This window comes from Labilibaculum filiforme, from assembly GCF_002843315.1.
Classification (GTDB): Bacteria; Bacteroidota; Bacteroidia; order Bacteroidales; family Marinifilaceae; genus Labilibaculum; species Labilibaculum filiforme.
In genome coordinates, this window is record NZ_MVDD01000002.1 from 320185 (window position 1) to 337533 (window position 17349).

The following is a 17349-nucleotide window of genomic DNA, read 5'->3' on the forward strand; positions in this document are numbered from 1 at the left end:
AGCTCCACCAAACAATTATAAAAAAACCATTTAAACAATACAGCTTAAACGGTTTTTTCATATCCCCTATTAATTAATTTCCAAAACTTTCAAATCAACTTCAATTAATATCTATTGTAATTGATAAGTACTATGAGTAATGTATTGTCGTATTTTATTATTTATAATTAACGGATATACAGCTTGTTCTATAATTATTAATTGTTCATTATTAATTTCTAATTACTTAAGATACCTATTTAATGCTATTTCTACTTATTTTTTTGATTGGTTAATAATTTTTGAAACCTCAAAAGATTCCTTATCTCCTGGAGGAATAATTTTAATGGATTGATGCTTAACCTCACCATGCAAAGTTTTAATTTTTAGGCGAACAGGTTTTCCATATTCTGGTGGAATTGGAATTCTGATAGGAAGTTTCAATTGCTTGGTCATAATTGTATATGAACCAATTGTAGCTCCTGCCATAGATGTTTCAATTATTGCCTCCTTGGTAGCTGATTCAAAATGCAATTCAGCATCCCATGCATTTACATAAAATCCAGGATCGACAAATGTAATTTCATATTCAATCCATTCATTTCCGTCATCTTTACTTTTAAGCGAAGAGCTCATTGCTGCTTTATCTGCATACAAACAATCCCAACTTTTGGTTCTATTTTTATTCTTAGCATCGAAATAGCCACTTTTTTGTCCCACTTTAATGGGTGGAATAGCTCCACCTTTAACCATCACCGTTACTACTTCGTTAATATTCTCGCTTGAGTTACCGATCATGATTTCAAAAGCACCTGCCTCTACCATAAATTTATTTTGAATGGTATCGTAATGTGCAAAAGCCTCGTAAGGAAGTGTAATTTTAACCAATTTTGTTTTTCCTGTTGGCACATTCACACGCTTGAATCCTTTTAGTGCTTTAATAGGTGTTCGTTGTGAAGATTTTACATCGTGAATGTACACTTGAACCACTTCATCACCATCCATCGTACCTACATTTGAGATGTTAGCTGTAATTTCAACATTTTCTTGTGCCTTTATTTCTTTACTACTTAGTTTTAGCTTGTCAATTTTAAAATCGGTGTAGCTCAAACCATAACCGAAAGGATACAGTGACTTGCCTTTAAAATACATATAGGTACGTCCAGTTTGGATACTATAATCTTCAAAATCGGGCAAGTCATTATCCGACTGAAACCATGTTGAGTTTAATTTTCCGCCAGGGTTCACATCTCCAAATAATACATTGGCAAGTGCGGTTCCTTGTTCCTGACCATTTGGCCACATACAAACAATTCCAGGAATATTTTTTTGTTCCCATGCAACAGCAGTTGGGCCACTAGGAACAAGCACCAATATAATATTTTTGTTTACGGCCTGAACAGCTTTGATTAGTTTGTGCTGGTTGCCGGGTAATTTTAACGATTTACGATCCACATTTTCGGTTGAAGTAGTTTCATCGTTTCCAACCACAACTATTACTTGTTCCGATTTTTTAGCCAAGGCTACTGCTTCTGTAATTTTTTTGTCATCATCGGCTTTGGCCGTTACAGCACAACCTTCGGCGTAGCTTACTTTGCCAGTACTAGCTTTCTTTAATCCATCAAGCGGACTAATTTTACTTTTTGGGAAACCAGAATAAATTCCCATCCAACATCTATTCGCGAAAGGTCCAATCACAGCAAGACTTTTCGTATTTTTCTTTAGGGGAAGTACATTATCATTCTTCAAAAGAACAATAGCTTGTTCAGCAGCTTTAAGCGCTAATTTTTTGTGTGCATCACATTCCATAACGCTTGCCGGAATTTTTGAGTAAGGATTCAGTGATGGATCGTCGAAATCTCCAGTCATAAAACGTAAACGAAGCAATCTGCGCACCGATACATTCAATTCTTCTTCCGTAATCAAGCCTTTGTCGATAGCTGGTTTCAATGCGTTTACCATAGGTGCCTGTCTCTTGTCATTTCGAAAGCACTCTTGGTCAACACCTGCTTTTATGGCCATTGCGGCAGCTTCTGGCTGACTTTTAGCATAATGCATTCGTGTTTCAAGTCCCTGGACGGCTGCCCAATCTGCAATAACATAACCTTTAAAGCCCCATTCATTACGCAAAACACCATTCACAGCCCAATTGTGTGCAGAGCAGGGAATCCCGTTCAATCCATTTAAGCCTGTCATAATTCCTGTTGCTTCTTCGTCTACCAGACAAGTTTTGTAAGCAGGGAAATAATATTCGTACAGGTCCTTTTTGTTGATCATGGAGTGATGCTTTTCACGGCCTTTGTCAACATTATTTGCTACATAGTGTTTTACTGTTGTGACGGCTTTTGTGTATTTAGGATCGTTTCCCTGCATTCCTCGCACATACATTCTCGCCATTTCCGACATTAAAAACGGATCTTCGCTGTAACATTCTCCATTTCGCCCCCAGCGAGGATCTCGAGCCATATTTACAGTAGGTGAAAACATCATCACTTCTTTTTCACCCTTATTCTTCAAAGCTCTTGCTTCATTAGAAGTAGCAGTTGCTACCTCAAACATCAAATCGGGATTCCAAGTACTTCCCATAGCAATATTCTGAGGAAACTGTGTGCAATTCCATCCAATTATTCCGTGAAGTGCCTCGCCATACCATTCAAAATAGGGAATTCCCAATCGTTTCACTTCTGGGATTCTTGACCCGCAATAACTGATTTTTTCTTCTAGTGTCAATTTCGACAACAAGTCATCAACACGTACGTCGATGTTTGCGCTGGAATCTTTCCAGATTTGGGCACTAACAGAATTTCCTATTATAAGGAATAAGGATATTAGGAGAGTTATAAAACTTTTCATTTTCTATAATTACTTTAAAAATATTATAAACACATTATCTTATGATGATTACTATTCACCTATTGGGTTATAATTCTTGCTAATACAAACTATTTTTATTGATTAGCCATCTTTTTTGCATCCTCAAAACTCATGTCTTTATACAGAATAAATTTATCAATTTGCAAAAATTCAGAACAAGCAGAAACTTGCAAAGTGTAAAAACCTGCTTTCTCAAATTTCACCGTCATCCATGATTGATCACCATGTAAATCTAACTGACCATTCATTGTAAAATCATTTTTACCTCGACCAGCAAACTTGTGAAAACCTTTTACTGGCTCGTGTCCAATCTGAATTGCATCAGGGAAATTAATCCATACACTACCCACTCTATCTCCCTCAATTTCTTTAGTTTGGCGCATCAACCACTTCACAGTGTAAGTACCTGCTTCCTTAATCTCAAAGTTTGATTCACAAATGTTTTCCTTTGTTATTTCCTGATCGTTATTGGCTCCAATGTATTCAATAAATCTGCCTCCACTAGCCAAATCATCATTCTTAAAAGCCCATTGTCCATGTAAATCAAAGTGCTCAGCTTCCATTGAAATGAAATTATCTTTCCCCTTATCTTCAATTAATTTTTTAACTGCTATCCCTTGTACCGAATTGGCTATGCCATCACCAATAAAATTTTTAAATTTCTCAGGATTTCCGCTTTCATCACCAGTCAAAAGCCAGTATAACAATCCGCAATCTGATATATCTGCTTTACCTGTATTGTGTGCTTGAACTCTGGTGTAAAGCCAATGAATACTTTCATCTTTGTGATCGCGCATCCAATACCAAGGTGAAAAATCTTTCCCCGAACACCATAAAACATCAGGTTGGTTACAAGCATTCTGATCCTTTATTTTGTGGTATTGCATTCTATTTCCGCAAAGTTTTTGAATATCATCCCAAGTATGATGCCATTCTCTGCGTTTGTGGTTTTCATTAAAACCACTATGCGAAACCAATTTTACATATCTCAAATTTTCCAATCCTCCCAATTCAATTGCTTTTTCAACTGCCAGATAAACAAATTCAGAAAGGCCAGCATGTAAAAAATACAGTGGATCGTCAGCCGTAGATTTAGTCATCTCTTTTGCCAAGCTATTTGTTGCTTGTTCTAATTGCGTAGTTACATCATAAAACTTTTCAGCATCAAAATGCCAACGAATAATACCACCGTCACAGCTTATTTTATTCTGATTTCTACTGTCTGGACCTGCTGGTGCATCAATAAAGTTGTTGTAAGAATAATGAACCAACTTATCTTGCATTTCCAGCTTCGCAAGAATGGCAAGCATAGCGGCATTTGCTCCCCAATCATCAGGATCTCCAATTGGCCATTTGTGCAAATTGTCCGGAGCACTGTTTCCATCAGCGCTTATAGCAATACGATTATTGTTGTAATTCCATGCTTGAGCAAAACTATTTATACAAGATAATAGCATACAAAAGACAATTAGTAATCCGATTTTTGGTTTCATTTTTTCTAGTGCTTCTAATTATTAGACCAAGAATTATTCCGTTGTAATAATGTGAAATTGTACTCAAGCAATTTTGACACTCTTATTTTCTTAGCTCTATTGCTGTAATCGCCTGAGCAATAACATTTACTTTAATTGTTTTTTCACCAATAACTAGTTCAAACACTCCATCTTTTTCATTGGTGTTTTGCACCAAAACTTTTATGGTTCCATCAGGCGATTTTACAGTAATTATTGGGTGACTATTACTTCTGTTTACAGATGCAATACGCACATCGCCAGGCTGAATAAACTTACTGATGATGTACATTGCATTGTAATCAGGATTGTATTGCACGTTGCCATTTTTTCGATCGATGTTGATGAGTGAGTTTTGTGGCCAATCCCAACCGCTTTTGGTCGTTTCATTCAAAATCATGTTCCAGTAGGTGAAGTTGGTGCTTCCGCTATTAATGTAACTGGCTACTTCTTTCAATCGGTTTCCTGCTTCTTCCACCGAATTTTTCCCGTTATAACAATCACCTTCGGTATGTATAATTTTCATGTTGGGAACTAAAGTTCGTGCATCGTTAATAATTTTTGTTTCGGTGTATTGAATGCCGATACCATCTATACCCTCCATGTTTTTGCACTGAACAAAATCCATCAAATCCATTTGGTTGCTAGCTCTGAACGTTCCGGCATAAATTTTCGTTTTGATTTTATTTTTCTTGAATGCAGGAGCCATATATTGATTTGCAAAAGCAACCATTTCTTTGGCTGGAAAAACACAACTAGGGTATTTCGTATCCGCATCGTTTTCATTCTGAATACAAATGCGGTCAATCTTCACACCTGCTTTTGCATACTCTTGCACATATTTTACAAAATACTTGGCATAAGCTTTCTTCACTTTTGCATCACTTTTCATGCGGTTGCCTTCTTTTTGCAAACCGACCATTTTGCCACTTTCTTTCATCCATGCGGGCGGACTCCAAGGCGAAGCAAATAGAGTAAAGTTGGGATTGATAGCAAATGCACTTTTAATATAAGGCAACACATATTTTTTATCTCGATCTAAAGAGAAATGCTCCATTTCAAAATCATCAGCTGTCATCGAATAACTATAAGCATCTATTCCAAAATCGCTTGCTCCAATAGCCGTACGGCAAAACGTAAACCCAGCTTTGTCTTTCGCAAACATGTTGTTCATGACTGCCTCTTGTTCTTTTTTAGAAAGAGAAAGTAAGGCCTCGCCACCAATTTCGTTAAATGCACCACCAATACCTTCTATTGTCTGAAAAGTGACATTCGGTTGCATGTAAATGCGGTTTTTCCAGGCAATTTTACCGTCCACATTATCTTGCTTAACCTCGATTAAAGGATTGGCTTGACCTTTATCTAATTTTACTGCATATACTTTTACGCTTGGTTGTTGCGCAGATACTGTAACACAGAACAATATGCTGATTAGCGTCAATAAATTCTTTATTTTTCTCATGCTATCCTATAGTTAATGACTTTATTTTATTTGCTTGAATTCCAGACCATTCAGCCAAGTTTGAGCATCCTTTTTATTGGTTTCAAACTTGATAACAACTGGACTAATGCCATCACTTTTAATGTAATTAGTAACAGATATTGGTGAACGCTCTCCGATGTCCTTACCATCCATAATTTGAACAGATGCATCATCCGATACGTACTCGAAAACTCCATTCCCGTCATTCAATTCTACTTTCATAGTATATGGAAATAGCTTCTGTACATCCTGAAAAGAGTGATGATAGCTTTTTAACTGGTACTCGCCTTTCGGCAGATTATTTATTGTTAGAGTCAATTGGCCTTTTTCAACAAAAACACCATCACATGCCATGAAAGCTAAATCACCCAAGATAGTATAAGTCCCTTTTCTCCAATTCAAGTCCGACTCAGCCTTTATCACGAAAGTGCAATTCCCAGCTTTAAACTCACATTTCGTACTGTCTCCTCCATTTACAATGTTCCATCCAAATTGTTCCAACTGATCTTCCGTTTGAATATCTGTTTTATAAGTTGGATAATCAAAAATTGGTTTCGCGCTTGCCAACAATTCATCCGCTTGGTAAGCTTCTGTTTTTAGAGTCAGAGTTTCCGACTTCAGCTTACCTGAGATCGCATTTATTTTAATTTCTCCAGCCTCTTTAGTACCTTTTAGATATACTGTAGCAACCCCATGATAGGTTTGCATATTTTGCACAAAGTGTTTTTGCTTGTATAAAATAGAACCAGCACCTTTGGTTTCAAAATGAATTTTTAAATCAGCATCAACAAGCGTTTCTCCATTTTTATCCACCACATAAGCACGAATCATCTTTAAATCTGAACCTCCAGCTTTTAAAAGTCTATTCGGATTATCGACTGCTAATTTTAGTGCATAGGCTTCTGTAATTTTAGTTCGTGAATGTGTGGCAATCACCTTACCAAAGCTTAAAGCTTTTGCGGTAAGCTTTTCATTCTTCCAATTGTAGTTGAAGGTAAATGATGGATGAGCGTTCCATAATCTTAGTGGGTCATTATCAGCTTTCTGAATAGCAACTAGCTTATCATCAGCATAAAGAGCCACTTCTGTAGCATTACTGTAAATATGAATTTTCCGGTTCTTATAAACAGACTCATCTGCAATATGAATGTATGGAGTCGCTGTCAACTCTGATTTGTACCAATAGTAAGCAGGACGAGGAATTCTATAAGCTGTTTGCAAGCCATATTCAGTAATAAAATCGTAGGTTTCGGGTTTGGGCTGTAAGCGGTTGTAATCTGCTCCTACCCAAAGCAATGCTCCAATATTATTTTTACGCTTTTTATACCTCGATATGTGATGTTGCTGAGCGAGACCATTGTGAGAATATCCATGCTCCATTACCATACAAAAATCGCCTTCCGGAAAATCCGTTCTGCGGTAATCCATCGTTGCATAAATATCCGTTACTCCTGCATTCTTTATGCCATTCCATGGTGCTGAAGCACTTGCAGTTAAACGAAAAGGATCTTCTTCCTTAGCTGCATTATTTAATTGCGGAACAGGTCCACGGTGATTAATACCAGCTCCCCAAATTATTATAGAAGGATGATTTCTATGATTGCGCACCATAATGCGAAGCGATTGCTCCAACTTGTCCATCCACTCTCCTTCTTTCCACCTAATCCAAGTAGAAGGCTCTTCGTAAAGTAAGATCCCTAACTCATCGCAAGCTTCGATAAAAGAATTATCCTGAGGATAATGAGACAAACGAATCGCATTTATTCCGGCTTGCTTATAGCGAAGTGCGGCTTCGTAATGCATGGAATTAGGCACAGCATCGCCAATATGAGGATAAGACTGATGACGATTTACCCCAGTCATAAAAAATGGCTTTCCATTCAAGAGCAAACCCTCACCATCAACCAATTCTACAGATCGGAATCCAAATTTATTTTCCACAAAATCAACCGCTTTATTATCCATATAAATGACTGATACCACTCGATATAAATAGGGATCATCAGTCGACCACAGACGGTAATTGTCTACAATCTCGGATGTTTGACGGAATGTTTTACTCTGTCCTGCTTTAAGCTTAGAGTTTGAGTTAAGCTTTTTAACTAAATATCCATCAGCATCTAATAGCATGGTTTCAATTCTACAATCTACCTGCTTATCGTATTCATTAACAACTGTTGTTTTTACAGATACGGTTCCGTTATTTTTTTTAACGCCAGGCGTTGTGATATGCACACCAGCATCAAATGCTTCCCAATTATAATTTACATGAAGCTTGTTGGTCTTCACCAAATAAACATCCCGGTAAATTCCTCCCCACTTTAAATAGTCTGTTTCGTATGGATCAGGAGAAATAGTAGGATTAAAACTGTGGTCAGCCAAAATGGCAATGGTATTTTCTTTTCCTGAATTTACAAAATCTGTAATATCAAAATGGTGAGGCACATATCCATTTACCTCAAATCGTCCAACAAATTTTCCGTTTACATATAAGTCTGTTGCACTATGAACTCCTTCAAACTCGATAAAAGCTTTTTCATCTTTTTGAATAGTGATCATTAACTTTTTTCGATACCAGTTAAAATCACGCAAGTAATTTTTCTGCTCCCAACGATCACTAACACTATCCAACCAAATAGATACTGGATCGGGGTTGTGAGGTAAACAAACCTCTTCCCATTTACTATCATCAAAATCTGTAGCAGTAGGTTTTTCTAATTTGGACATTTTGGAGAACTTCCAATCGAGGTTGATGTTTTGTTTTGTTCGGTTCTTTTTTGGATAAGCCTCAAGAGAGTTAGCCATGGATAATGTTCCAAAGGCCAATAATAAACCTATAAGTAAAACTTTAATTTTCATATGATTATTATTTTATATTTTTGCCATATGGAACTTACCATATAATCATCTCCCTGTGTGTATAAAGCTTTATACATGGACTTTTCATATGATTATTATTTGTTTTCTAGTTGCCATATGGAACTTACCATGTTGGGATAATAATTTCCCTTTATGTCAAAATTGCTTTGTCATGGACGTTTCATGATGAGATTTTTACTGGGTTGCTATTGCTTACTACAAGAATACAGAGAATGTATCATCAAAAGGGAAACATATTCCTATTATTTTGTTCCGAAACGGCAACTGCAACGGTCACTTAACGGTTAATTTTAATACTTTAATATACTGATATCCATCAGTATAAGCAATTTTAAAATGAAATGTGCAGATTAAAGAAAAATCGTGCTATTTTTGTAAAGTATGATCAATAAAAACGAAGAGAAATCCATTAAAGAAGCTTTAGATCGCATCTGTTCGCACAAGTTGTTTGTAAACTCATCTACAAATATCAACCTCCTAAAATACCTTGTTGAAAAGGCTATTGCGCAGGAAGAAATCAATGAGATAACAATTGGCAGTGAACTTTATGGAATTGATTATTCGGAAAATAAAAATAACAGCACCGTACGCTCCTATCTGTACAAACTTCGTAACAAGCTGGCTGATTACTATAAAGAAGCAGGAACAAATGAATCTTTACTATTCAATATTAGCAAGGGACAATGCAACCTCAATTTTTTATCGCCTACAGAATATTATAAATCACAAGGAGAAAAGAGTGAATCGCTTAGCATACCGATAAAGTATCTTAAAATTTCAGCTGGAGTGTTATTGCTATCAATGCTGAGCTTTTTGCTGGTGAAAACAATTGTCGATAAACCCAATTTTATTTGGGAAGCTTATTTTGATACCAATTCTGAAAACTTATTAATTGTTTCGGATCAATTTGTAGTCGGAGAAAAATTCCCAGATGGTAAGGAACGTGCCGTTTTGTATAGCGAAGTTAAAAACAACAGCGATTTTATTAACTACAGCCAAAAACATCCCGAAAAAAGCTTACATCTTACAGATTATACCGTGATGTCGAAAATGGCTCCCTACACGGTTAATGTATTGAGCAATTGGTTTGCAACAAATAAGAGTCGTTTTCATCTTAAATTGGAAAGCAAACTAAACTACGATGATGCAAGAACTCATAACACCCTATTTGTAGGACAGTATAAAACCATGAACTTATCGCAATCCTTATTTTTAAAGGACAGCAAAGTATTTTCAACTTTTGGTGATGGTTTTAAATACCATAATGGCGATACCGAAAAAGTTTACAACACCCGCTTTGGCGGAATTCAGAAAGTAGAATATGCTATGGTTTCCTACTATCCGCTTGGCGATGGCAAAAATGCATTGTATTTCGTCTCGAACAATGATATTGGAGTAATGGCTACAGTACGTAATTTTACCGATAAGAAATGGTTGAATGAGTTTTCATCGCAACTACCAAAAGAAGCTAAATATTTTAATGCTTTGTTTGAGGTAAGCGGTTTGCAACGAACTGATATCAGTTGTAAATTGGTGGAACTGGAGGTATTAAAATAAATGGTTCTTTGGTGAATACAGATGTATTCAATAGACTGTTTTTCAAAATTATTGATCAAGGCAGATGCCTTTGTTGCAATACACTACGTTTAATTTTATCGCTATTCTCTTTTACTTCAGCAAAAACGAAACGTTTTCGTTAACTGCAACAATAATGTTAGTACTAAGTTTCAACTCGCAACAACTCCATGCCTATATTCAACACCGAAAAGAATTCTCTTGAGATATAATTATATTAGGTGTTGATTTCCCCGAACAGGAATTTATTCCTATTCGGGGATCAACATACCGCTTCAAGCTAATCATCTACTTCAACAGATGAATATATCCGTTGAAGCAAGTTTTTTTTATTCTGATAATTGATTATAAAACCACCTTTTCGCCATAAAACTTAGTAACAATCAACTTTTCGCCTTCATAAACCGAAAAGGTTTTTTGATTTAATTTCACTCCGAACATTCTGCCTTTATAAGGGATATCTTTAAGGATTGCCTCACCAATATCTTCGTGATTAAATGGCTTAATAGTTAATTTATCTTCATCCATTTTCACACCGAAAGTTCCAAAAACAATTGCTTCCAGACCTGCTCCGGCCGCAATTTGTAATGGCATGGAAGAGCGATCTTGTTCCGGCGCATCAATACGTGGATTTTGTGGCAGATAAGGAAAGTGATCAACATATCGTATGTTTCGTTTCAATACATCCCAACCTTTACCAGCAAAACCTTTTTGATATAGATTACGGGCAATACGACCTGGCATTCCTGCATATTGTCCGCCACCTCCCCAATCGGAGTCAATTAAATCCCAATGAACCGTGTCGCGACGTGCTATTGAATACACTCCGTATTTTCCTAAGAATTCTCCTTCCTGCAAATGACTCACCAAGCGAAATGCTTGATAATCGGGAAGATAATCCGTCCCCAGCAGGTCAAATAAATGGTAGGTCCAAATAGTCCCTTTTGTTCCATCAGGATAATAGTTATCGAACCATCCTAACTCCTCATTCCACATGTATTTATCAACCAATCCTTCTAGCTTTTCAGCATCCTTGAAATATGTTTTCTGCAATTTGCTTTCGTCTTTCTTTTTTGCCCAATCAGCCATGGTGTATAACAAATCGATTGTCAAAGTATTGGTAATTGGTACCGCATGGTTATATCCATCGGTGCGAATCTCAATAATTTTCTCTGTATTGTATCCTACATCAATTAAACCAAGTTTATCGGTATAATTGGTTTGCAATTCGGTTACCCAACGTTGCATCCATTCCCAAACAGAAACACCCGCTGCTTTTTCATCAAAAATCGAATAATCACCTGTATGACGGATATATGCTTCGATCATTATTTGAAGTGCAAAAGGTTCTTGAATGTATAGAATATCCCAATGTGCACCATTCCAACCAACGTAAGTTCTTTTTAACTGTACTTGTTCAAAATCAGTTAAAATTGCTCCTTTTAAACTTTCTGGATCCAACATGGCAAGAACATCTGAGGTATAAGAATTATCCCAACTAATGGTATAAGGCCAAGTTCCAACTGCCCAAAATACATCGGTGATATAATTTGGATTTTCGTATCGGCTCATTAAAACCGACAACATGCAACGGTAGTAATACTCTTCGAGTTGTTTATTAGTACTGGTAAATTTAGGTAGCTTATTGTATGCCCAGGCCAACATATCACGTGTCTTCGTAGCCGCCTTATCCATACGCTCCTTAATATCTGACTGCGAAATGGCAGGAGCTCCAATCTGAGGTTCGTAAAATTTTACCACAAAATAATAAGTTTCCGATTTTCCGGGAGCAATATCAATCTCAAAACCTTTGTCACTTGTTTCTTTTATTGAAGAAGATACTCGAGCATGTACCATTTCACTTCCAAAAGTAAAAGCATCTATATTTTTAGCTTTCGTATCACCAACTTTAAAGTGACATTCCATAATTTCAGCCACCTGATTTGGAATAATCGTCATCTCTAAATCCTCTTTATTTCGATTGGTCAATCTAAGCTTAATAAAAACCTCATCGTCATCATAAGATACATTGGTCCAGCTTTTTGCCGAAAAACTTGCTAACTTATTATTGTATTCTTTATGGAAGGTTGCAGTTCTAACATATTGATTAGGTTGCCAGTTTTCATCCTGTGTCACCATTATTGATGGAGAGTTAGGGCGAAAATTCGAACCTAAAGGATCATAACTTTTTCCATCATCAATCCACGATTTCCACTTTGTTGGAACATCATCTTCGATTAATCGTTGCGTACCTTTATCGAAGAAATTTAAATTAAATTCGTAACGAGGTGCACCAATAGGCAAAAACCAAACATTGGTAAATTGCGTTAAACTGTACTGCCTTGGCGATACAAATCCACGATGATTAAACAAAATAACTTGTTCATCATCGAAGGTCATATCCTCCCTGTTCATTGCATAATACTCCGGATCTGCAGGCGTAAACTCTCTCTGTGCAGACAGTTGCTGACTAAAGCATAATATAGCTAACAGAAACAATAAATGTAAATTTCTCTTCCTCATTCTATTTAAATTATTTCAATTAATAAAGATTTCAAATATTTTCAACCTAATTATTTCGTTTAAAGTATAAGTTTGAAAACAAGCTTTTATTATTTTCTACTTGATTAAAATTTCATCGACAAATAGCCATGCTTCGGCTCCAGAGAAGTTATGCCACACTGGGTTGTAACCAATGTTTTTGGCAAACACTTTTATATACCGGCATTTTGTTTTTGGAAAAGCAAGCATCAAATCATCTTTTTTCGAAATCAGGCGTTGCCACTCTTTAATTGTTTCCAAACGCCCAACTCTTTGAAAATTTTTCCCATCTTCTGAAGTAGCAACTTCAATATAATTAGGAAAGAAAACCCAGTTTCCAACGTTTTGCAAACAACCAACAGCAACCGATTCTATCTCTTTCAGTTCTTTCATGTCGATGATAATATCCATATCATTAACCTTAAATCCCTGCCAGCGGTGTCCTAAACTTTCCTCTCCACGGTAGTAATCGATTAATGTAAGGTCGCCAGCTCCTTGCCATTTATCATTATATTTCGAGTTGTAAACAACTTTATAATCTTTCACCTTCTGAAATTCCTGTGCAATAACTCCCACACCTTTGTCATTCTGCGGCAAAAACAAGGAAGCTGTTAGTAGCAAATCATCACTTATTATTATAGGTTTAGTATATAATACCGAACTTTTTATAGGCAGCGTACCGTCGGTAGTATACCTGATTTCCCAATCGTTATTGTTTGGATTATGAATTGCGGCTTCGGTATTTTCCCGGAACGATGTTGTGCCCGAAATTCGCAAATAACCAATCCCTGCGGTTGTGCTTGTTTCATTTGAGAATTCACCTATTTGACCAGCATCATCCTTTGCTGCAACTTTGTAATAATACGTTTCAAATGGCTGTAAGTCTTCATCGACATAAAGTTGGCGGTTATAAGCCTTTAATGGGCGGGTAACCTCGGCAAAACCATGAGGTGTTACATGTTTTATCTCCTGTGTAACATCCATTTCGGCAATTATATCCGACGGCTTTGGAGTAAATTCCTTTTCTGTGCTTCGGTAAATTACATATTTAGAAACATCTTCCTCAATATTGGTATAAAAATATAGACCAACATAGTTGTGGTTGGTGATAGAACTTACCAAGGTAGAAACCAAACCTTGCACTGCATTGGGTTTTAGGTTTTGCTCTCCCGATATTTTCGTTTTCACCGCAATTTCATCCGAAACTGTTCCATTTCTATTGCCAACTCCAATGGCTTGAATTTTATAATAATATTTTGTTTCGGGTTGAATATTATTGCTTTGCCAACCTTTTACATTTAGTACCGGAACATCGATAAATTCCAACAAATCGGTATTGCCAATATATGTTTTTGTTGATGGTTCAAAATCAGATTTTGTACTCCTGTAAATCTTATAATAAGCAATTAAACTTCTTTCTCCTGCTGTTAAATCCCAATTCAACTTCACCATTCTGTCGGCAACGGCATTGGCTTTTAGCTGTTTAATTACAGGAAGTTGCTGTTTTGCAGGCACAACTCGTATCGTACGCAAGCCAAAAGCCGGGATTATAAACTTAAAGCTGTTTTCTCCCAAAATATCCAAGGGATAATCACGATCAACTTCAACCAGATTTGTAAGGTTAGCTCTCTGAATTTTCTCAATAAAATTAGCTTTTACCGTTACGATTTGTTCTTTGCCGCTTTGCTCAACAAAACGCATAATATAACCTTCGCCGTTGGCTTCGGCAGGCTTTATGGTCGAACAAAGAATGTCCTCCGAATCCAACTCAATAAAAGCCATTGAGTTTGCTGGTAAAGTTCCATTCTTCTTCTCATTAACAATTATTGCTGTTAACGGATTGGCAAAATCGCGCCCAAACTGATAAGCCTTTCCGCCTTCCCAATTTCTAGCATGACTCCTTACCGACCATCGAAATTTCTTTGGCCCGGGTTGAGATTGCCTAACGTTGGTGAAAAACATATTATTCAAAAGATACAAGTAAAAATGGCTATCATCAGCCTTTTTCATGATATGCTCATAATCGTCGCCTGTACTCCAATAGGCAGGGCGGGGTTTTCCATATTCAATCAAATTTGGTTCTATAGTTGCCAAGGTAATTCCCCATTCATCATTCGAAATATCGGAGAAATTCTGAATGCCATAATAATCGGTTGACGAACCTTCAAACTGGTCTTCAACAGGCTCCATAACTCCACCAGCCAGCTCATGCTGAATAGTAAAATTCGGAATATCGAAAGGCAAACAATAAAACAAACCTTCTTTCCCAATTGCTGAATAATTTCTGTAATCCTGTAAAGTTCTGCCCGAATCATCTTTATCAAAAGTTACTTCAAAATCAATTCGATTGCAGTTTTTGTAAATCGTTACTTTCTGCACAATATTTTGAGCTCCTGTGGCTTTCACTTCAGAAATTACCACGGTTGCCAACGGTCCCTCCTGCAATTTAAAAGAAGCACTTTCTGGCTGGTATTTTTTAATGCTGTCGTTATACGAATTTGTCTCGAAACGCTCGTAGTAATATTCATTCAGTTTAAATCGTGCCTCTTGGTCAACCAACTCTCGATTCAATTTCTTATCGAATAAACTTTTAATCCCACCTGATTTTGAATCGAATTCCAACACATAATAGTCGTTCTCTATTTTTGGGTTCTGAACAGTTTTAAAATCGGAAAAAGCTTTATTTTTTGAAAATTCCAAAGCATAGGTTTTGTATCCCATCGACGGAACCTCTGTTGAATAAAACACAACTTTCTGTTCGCTTACATACTGAAACGAAATTTTATTACCTGTTGAATTATCAAGAATTGTTTTTAAACCTTTGCCCTTTGGAATTTCAACATAAACCACATCAGAACGCTTGCGAACCAAAGAGTTTCTAAGTACCAATGTATTTTTAGTATGAGTAGTAATCTGGCTTTCGAGTTGCTTATTTGCGATAGCTTCAACCTTATTTGTAAATTGTTCACTTTCGCGTACCAAATCACGGTGCATTTCCTGTTCTAATTCATAATAAGTGGCATTTGCAGCTGTCGGGTCATCTAACGACGGTGGCACATAAATTGGCCCTTCAGCATAGGCGCCGTTGGTATGTTCACCCCACATTAATAGACTAAAATATGCCTGATAAATATCGAGCCATGGATATGTTTTTGCTGTTACTGCTGAAGCTATGGTTGCCCACTTTTCTGTAGCAGGTAATTTCGACTGCAATCTTCGAGCTTTGTTGGCATATTCCACATCAGTTAAATCTTCATCAGCCCATGCATTGGGAGCATCTTCGGTATAAATTTTAAACGATTCTTTATCTTGTTGACTGCTTAAATCATCGAAATACATGTCGAATGTTCCCGACACCAAAACAGGATTGGAATATTCTTCATTCCACTTTTTAATGCCCTCTACGTTTTCAAATAAAGGCATTCCAAAATCTGTACTGGCCTCAGCCAACAGGCATGAATAAGGATAGTTTGTATGCGCTTCGTAACGCCCACAAAGTGCAGCAACTTCAGGAACATTGTATTTCACCAAACGATCTGGCGAATAATAATGCCATACTTTGTAAAGCGTCATTTTCGAATCTTTATCGGGCGATTGCCAATAAAAAGCCATATCATCCTCAGCCTTATCAAATGCTTTTACTGTAGAATTACGACCAAACATGGAGTAAGGAATATCAGACTCTTTGCTGTATAGTGCTAAAGCCCTTGTGAATCCTACAACATCATCATTAAGAGCAGTTTTGGATGGCTCGGTATTAAACCAATCGCAGACATAGCGGTTAGGCGTGTAAAACTGGCGCGCCATGGCTTCGTAGCCCAAATGTTCGGTAGTAACCGAATTATGCACACCTCCTAAAGATATTTGACCTTTTTCAATTCGTTCAAATAACTCTGTTAAAACATCTTCCGGTTGTTTCGATAGGTACTGAATCATGGGTTCACTTGTCTCCACGGTCCAGTGAAACTGACTTTCCTTTGGCCAACTGTCTGTTTTTCGGGCAAATTCCATAGCCATTTCAATTCCCATTTCGCGTACATCGCGACGCATCATGTGGTAATAATCGGCATAACCCAAATCGTGATGTGAAACCTGCACATCGTATATTTTCCAGATTTTTGGTGGCGAGAATTGCACCATTTTTTCGAACAATACTGCTTCTTTTTCTACTATCCGAACCTGAACATTTGTCCGCTCTTTAAGTACAGGAAACTCAAAAGTAACCGTATGATGCTTCTCTTCCAGATTTGTAAAATGATGATTTACCGTTCCTTCGGGAAATTGCAATTCAACCTCTATCGAATTAATCGATCGATCGGCTATTTCAATTATCCCCATTTGAAGGGGATTTCCATTGTTTCGCTTTACAACAGAACTTGAAAAAACTTTTACGGTTTCTTCTTTGGGCTCACTTGCTTGCCCTTTACTTGAAAGAAAAAAACAAAAAGCTATTATAAAAACTTGAACTGTCCTAGTATTCATAATTAGTAATTATTAAGTACCCTT

General features: G+C 36.8%; 7 protein-coding genes. 1 reads left to right on the top strand and 6 read right to left on the bottom strand.

Annotation, left to right across the window (positions count from 1 at the left end; genetic code table 11):
- Positions 1-255: 255 nt before the first annotated feature.
- The 4 genes from BZG02_RS04020 to BZG02_RS04035 all read right to left on the bottom strand — a co-directional run bounded on the left by BZG02_RS04020 (position 256) and on the right by BZG02_RS04035 (position 8706).
- A complete protein-coding gene (locus BZG02_RS04020; protein ID WP_101260113.1) occupies positions 256-2832 on the bottom strand; it encodes a glycoside hydrolase family 3 C-terminal domain-containing protein in 2577 nt (858 codons plus the stop codon).
- Positions 2833-2927: 95 nt separating this feature from the next.
- Positions 2928-4310: a hypothetical protein gene (locus BZG02_RS20975; protein ID WP_218972134.1), complete on the bottom strand. Its 1383-nt coding sequence runs from the start codon at positions 4308-4310 to the stop codon at positions 2928-2930.
- 118 nt (positions 4311-4428) lie between these two features.
- Positions 4429-5826 carry a glycoside hydrolase family 30 protein gene (locus tag BZG02_RS04030; RefSeq protein ID WP_101260114.1) on the bottom strand — a complete coding sequence of 466 codons (1398 nt, stop codon included), beginning with the start codon at positions 5824-5826 and terminating at the stop codon, positions 4429-4431.
- Between the two features lie 21 nt (positions 5827-5847).
- Positions 5848-8706: a glycoside hydrolase family 2 protein gene (locus BZG02_RS04035; protein ID WP_101260115.1), complete on the bottom strand. Its 2859-nt coding sequence runs from the start codon at positions 8704-8706 to the stop codon at positions 5848-5850.
- 402 nt (positions 8707-9108) lie between these two features.
- Between BZG02_RS04035 and BZG02_RS04040 the strand changes: the two genes are divergently transcribed.
- Entirely contained in the window at positions 9109-10284 is a 1176-nt protein-coding gene (locus tag BZG02_RS04040) for a hypothetical protein (RefSeq protein WP_101260116.1), read from the top strand.
- Between the two features lie 363 nt (positions 10285-10647).
- Here BZG02_RS04040 and BZG02_RS04045 read toward each other — a convergent pair whose 3' ends face one another.
- Together BZG02_RS04045 and BZG02_RS04050 are read right to left on the bottom strand one after the other, a co-directional pair.
- Positions 10648-12825: a glucosidase family protein gene (locus tag BZG02_RS04045; RefSeq protein ID WP_101260117.1), complete on the bottom strand. Its 2178-nt coding sequence runs from the start codon at positions 12823-12825 to the stop codon at positions 10648-10650.
- A 96-nt stretch (positions 12826-12921) separates the two neighbouring features.
- On the bottom strand, positions 12922-17325 hold the full coding sequence (locus BZG02_RS04050) for a glycoside hydrolase family 38 N-terminal domain-containing protein (protein WP_101260118.1): 4404 nt from the start codon (positions 17323-17325) through the stop codon (positions 12922-12924).
- Positions 17326-17349: the final 24 nt, after the last annotated feature.

What these genes read in the sequence shown, in the direction of transcription:
- BZG02_RS04020 (WP_101260113.1), bottom strand. Translation starts at nt 2,832, where the DNA reads ATGAAAAGTTTTATAACTCTCCTAATATCCTTATTCCTTATAATAGGA.
- BZG02_RS04050 (WP_101260118.1), bottom strand. Translation starts at nt 17,325, where the DNA reads ATGAATACTAGGACAGTTCAAGTTTTTATAATAGCTTTTTGTTTTTTT.
- BZG02_RS04035 (WP_101260115.1), bottom strand. Translation starts at nt 8,706, where the DNA reads ATGAAAATTAAAGTTTTACTTATAGGTTTATTATTGGCCTTTGGAACA.
- BZG02_RS04045 (WP_101260117.1), bottom strand. Translation starts at nt 12,825, where the DNA reads ATGAGGAAGAGAAATTTACATTTATTGTTTCTGTTAGCTATATTATGC.
- BZG02_RS04040 (WP_101260116.1), top strand. Translation starts at nt 9,109, where the DNA reads ATGATCAATAAAAACGAAGAGAAATCCATTAAAGAAGCTTTAGATCGC.
- BZG02_RS20975 (WP_218972134.1), bottom strand. Translation starts at nt 4,310, where the DNA reads ATGCTATTATCTTGTATAAATAGTTTTGCTCAAGCATGGAATTACAAC.
- BZG02_RS04030 (WP_101260114.1), bottom strand. Translation starts at nt 5,826, where the DNA reads ATGAGAAAAATAAAGAATTTATTGACGCTAATCAGCATATTGTTCTGT.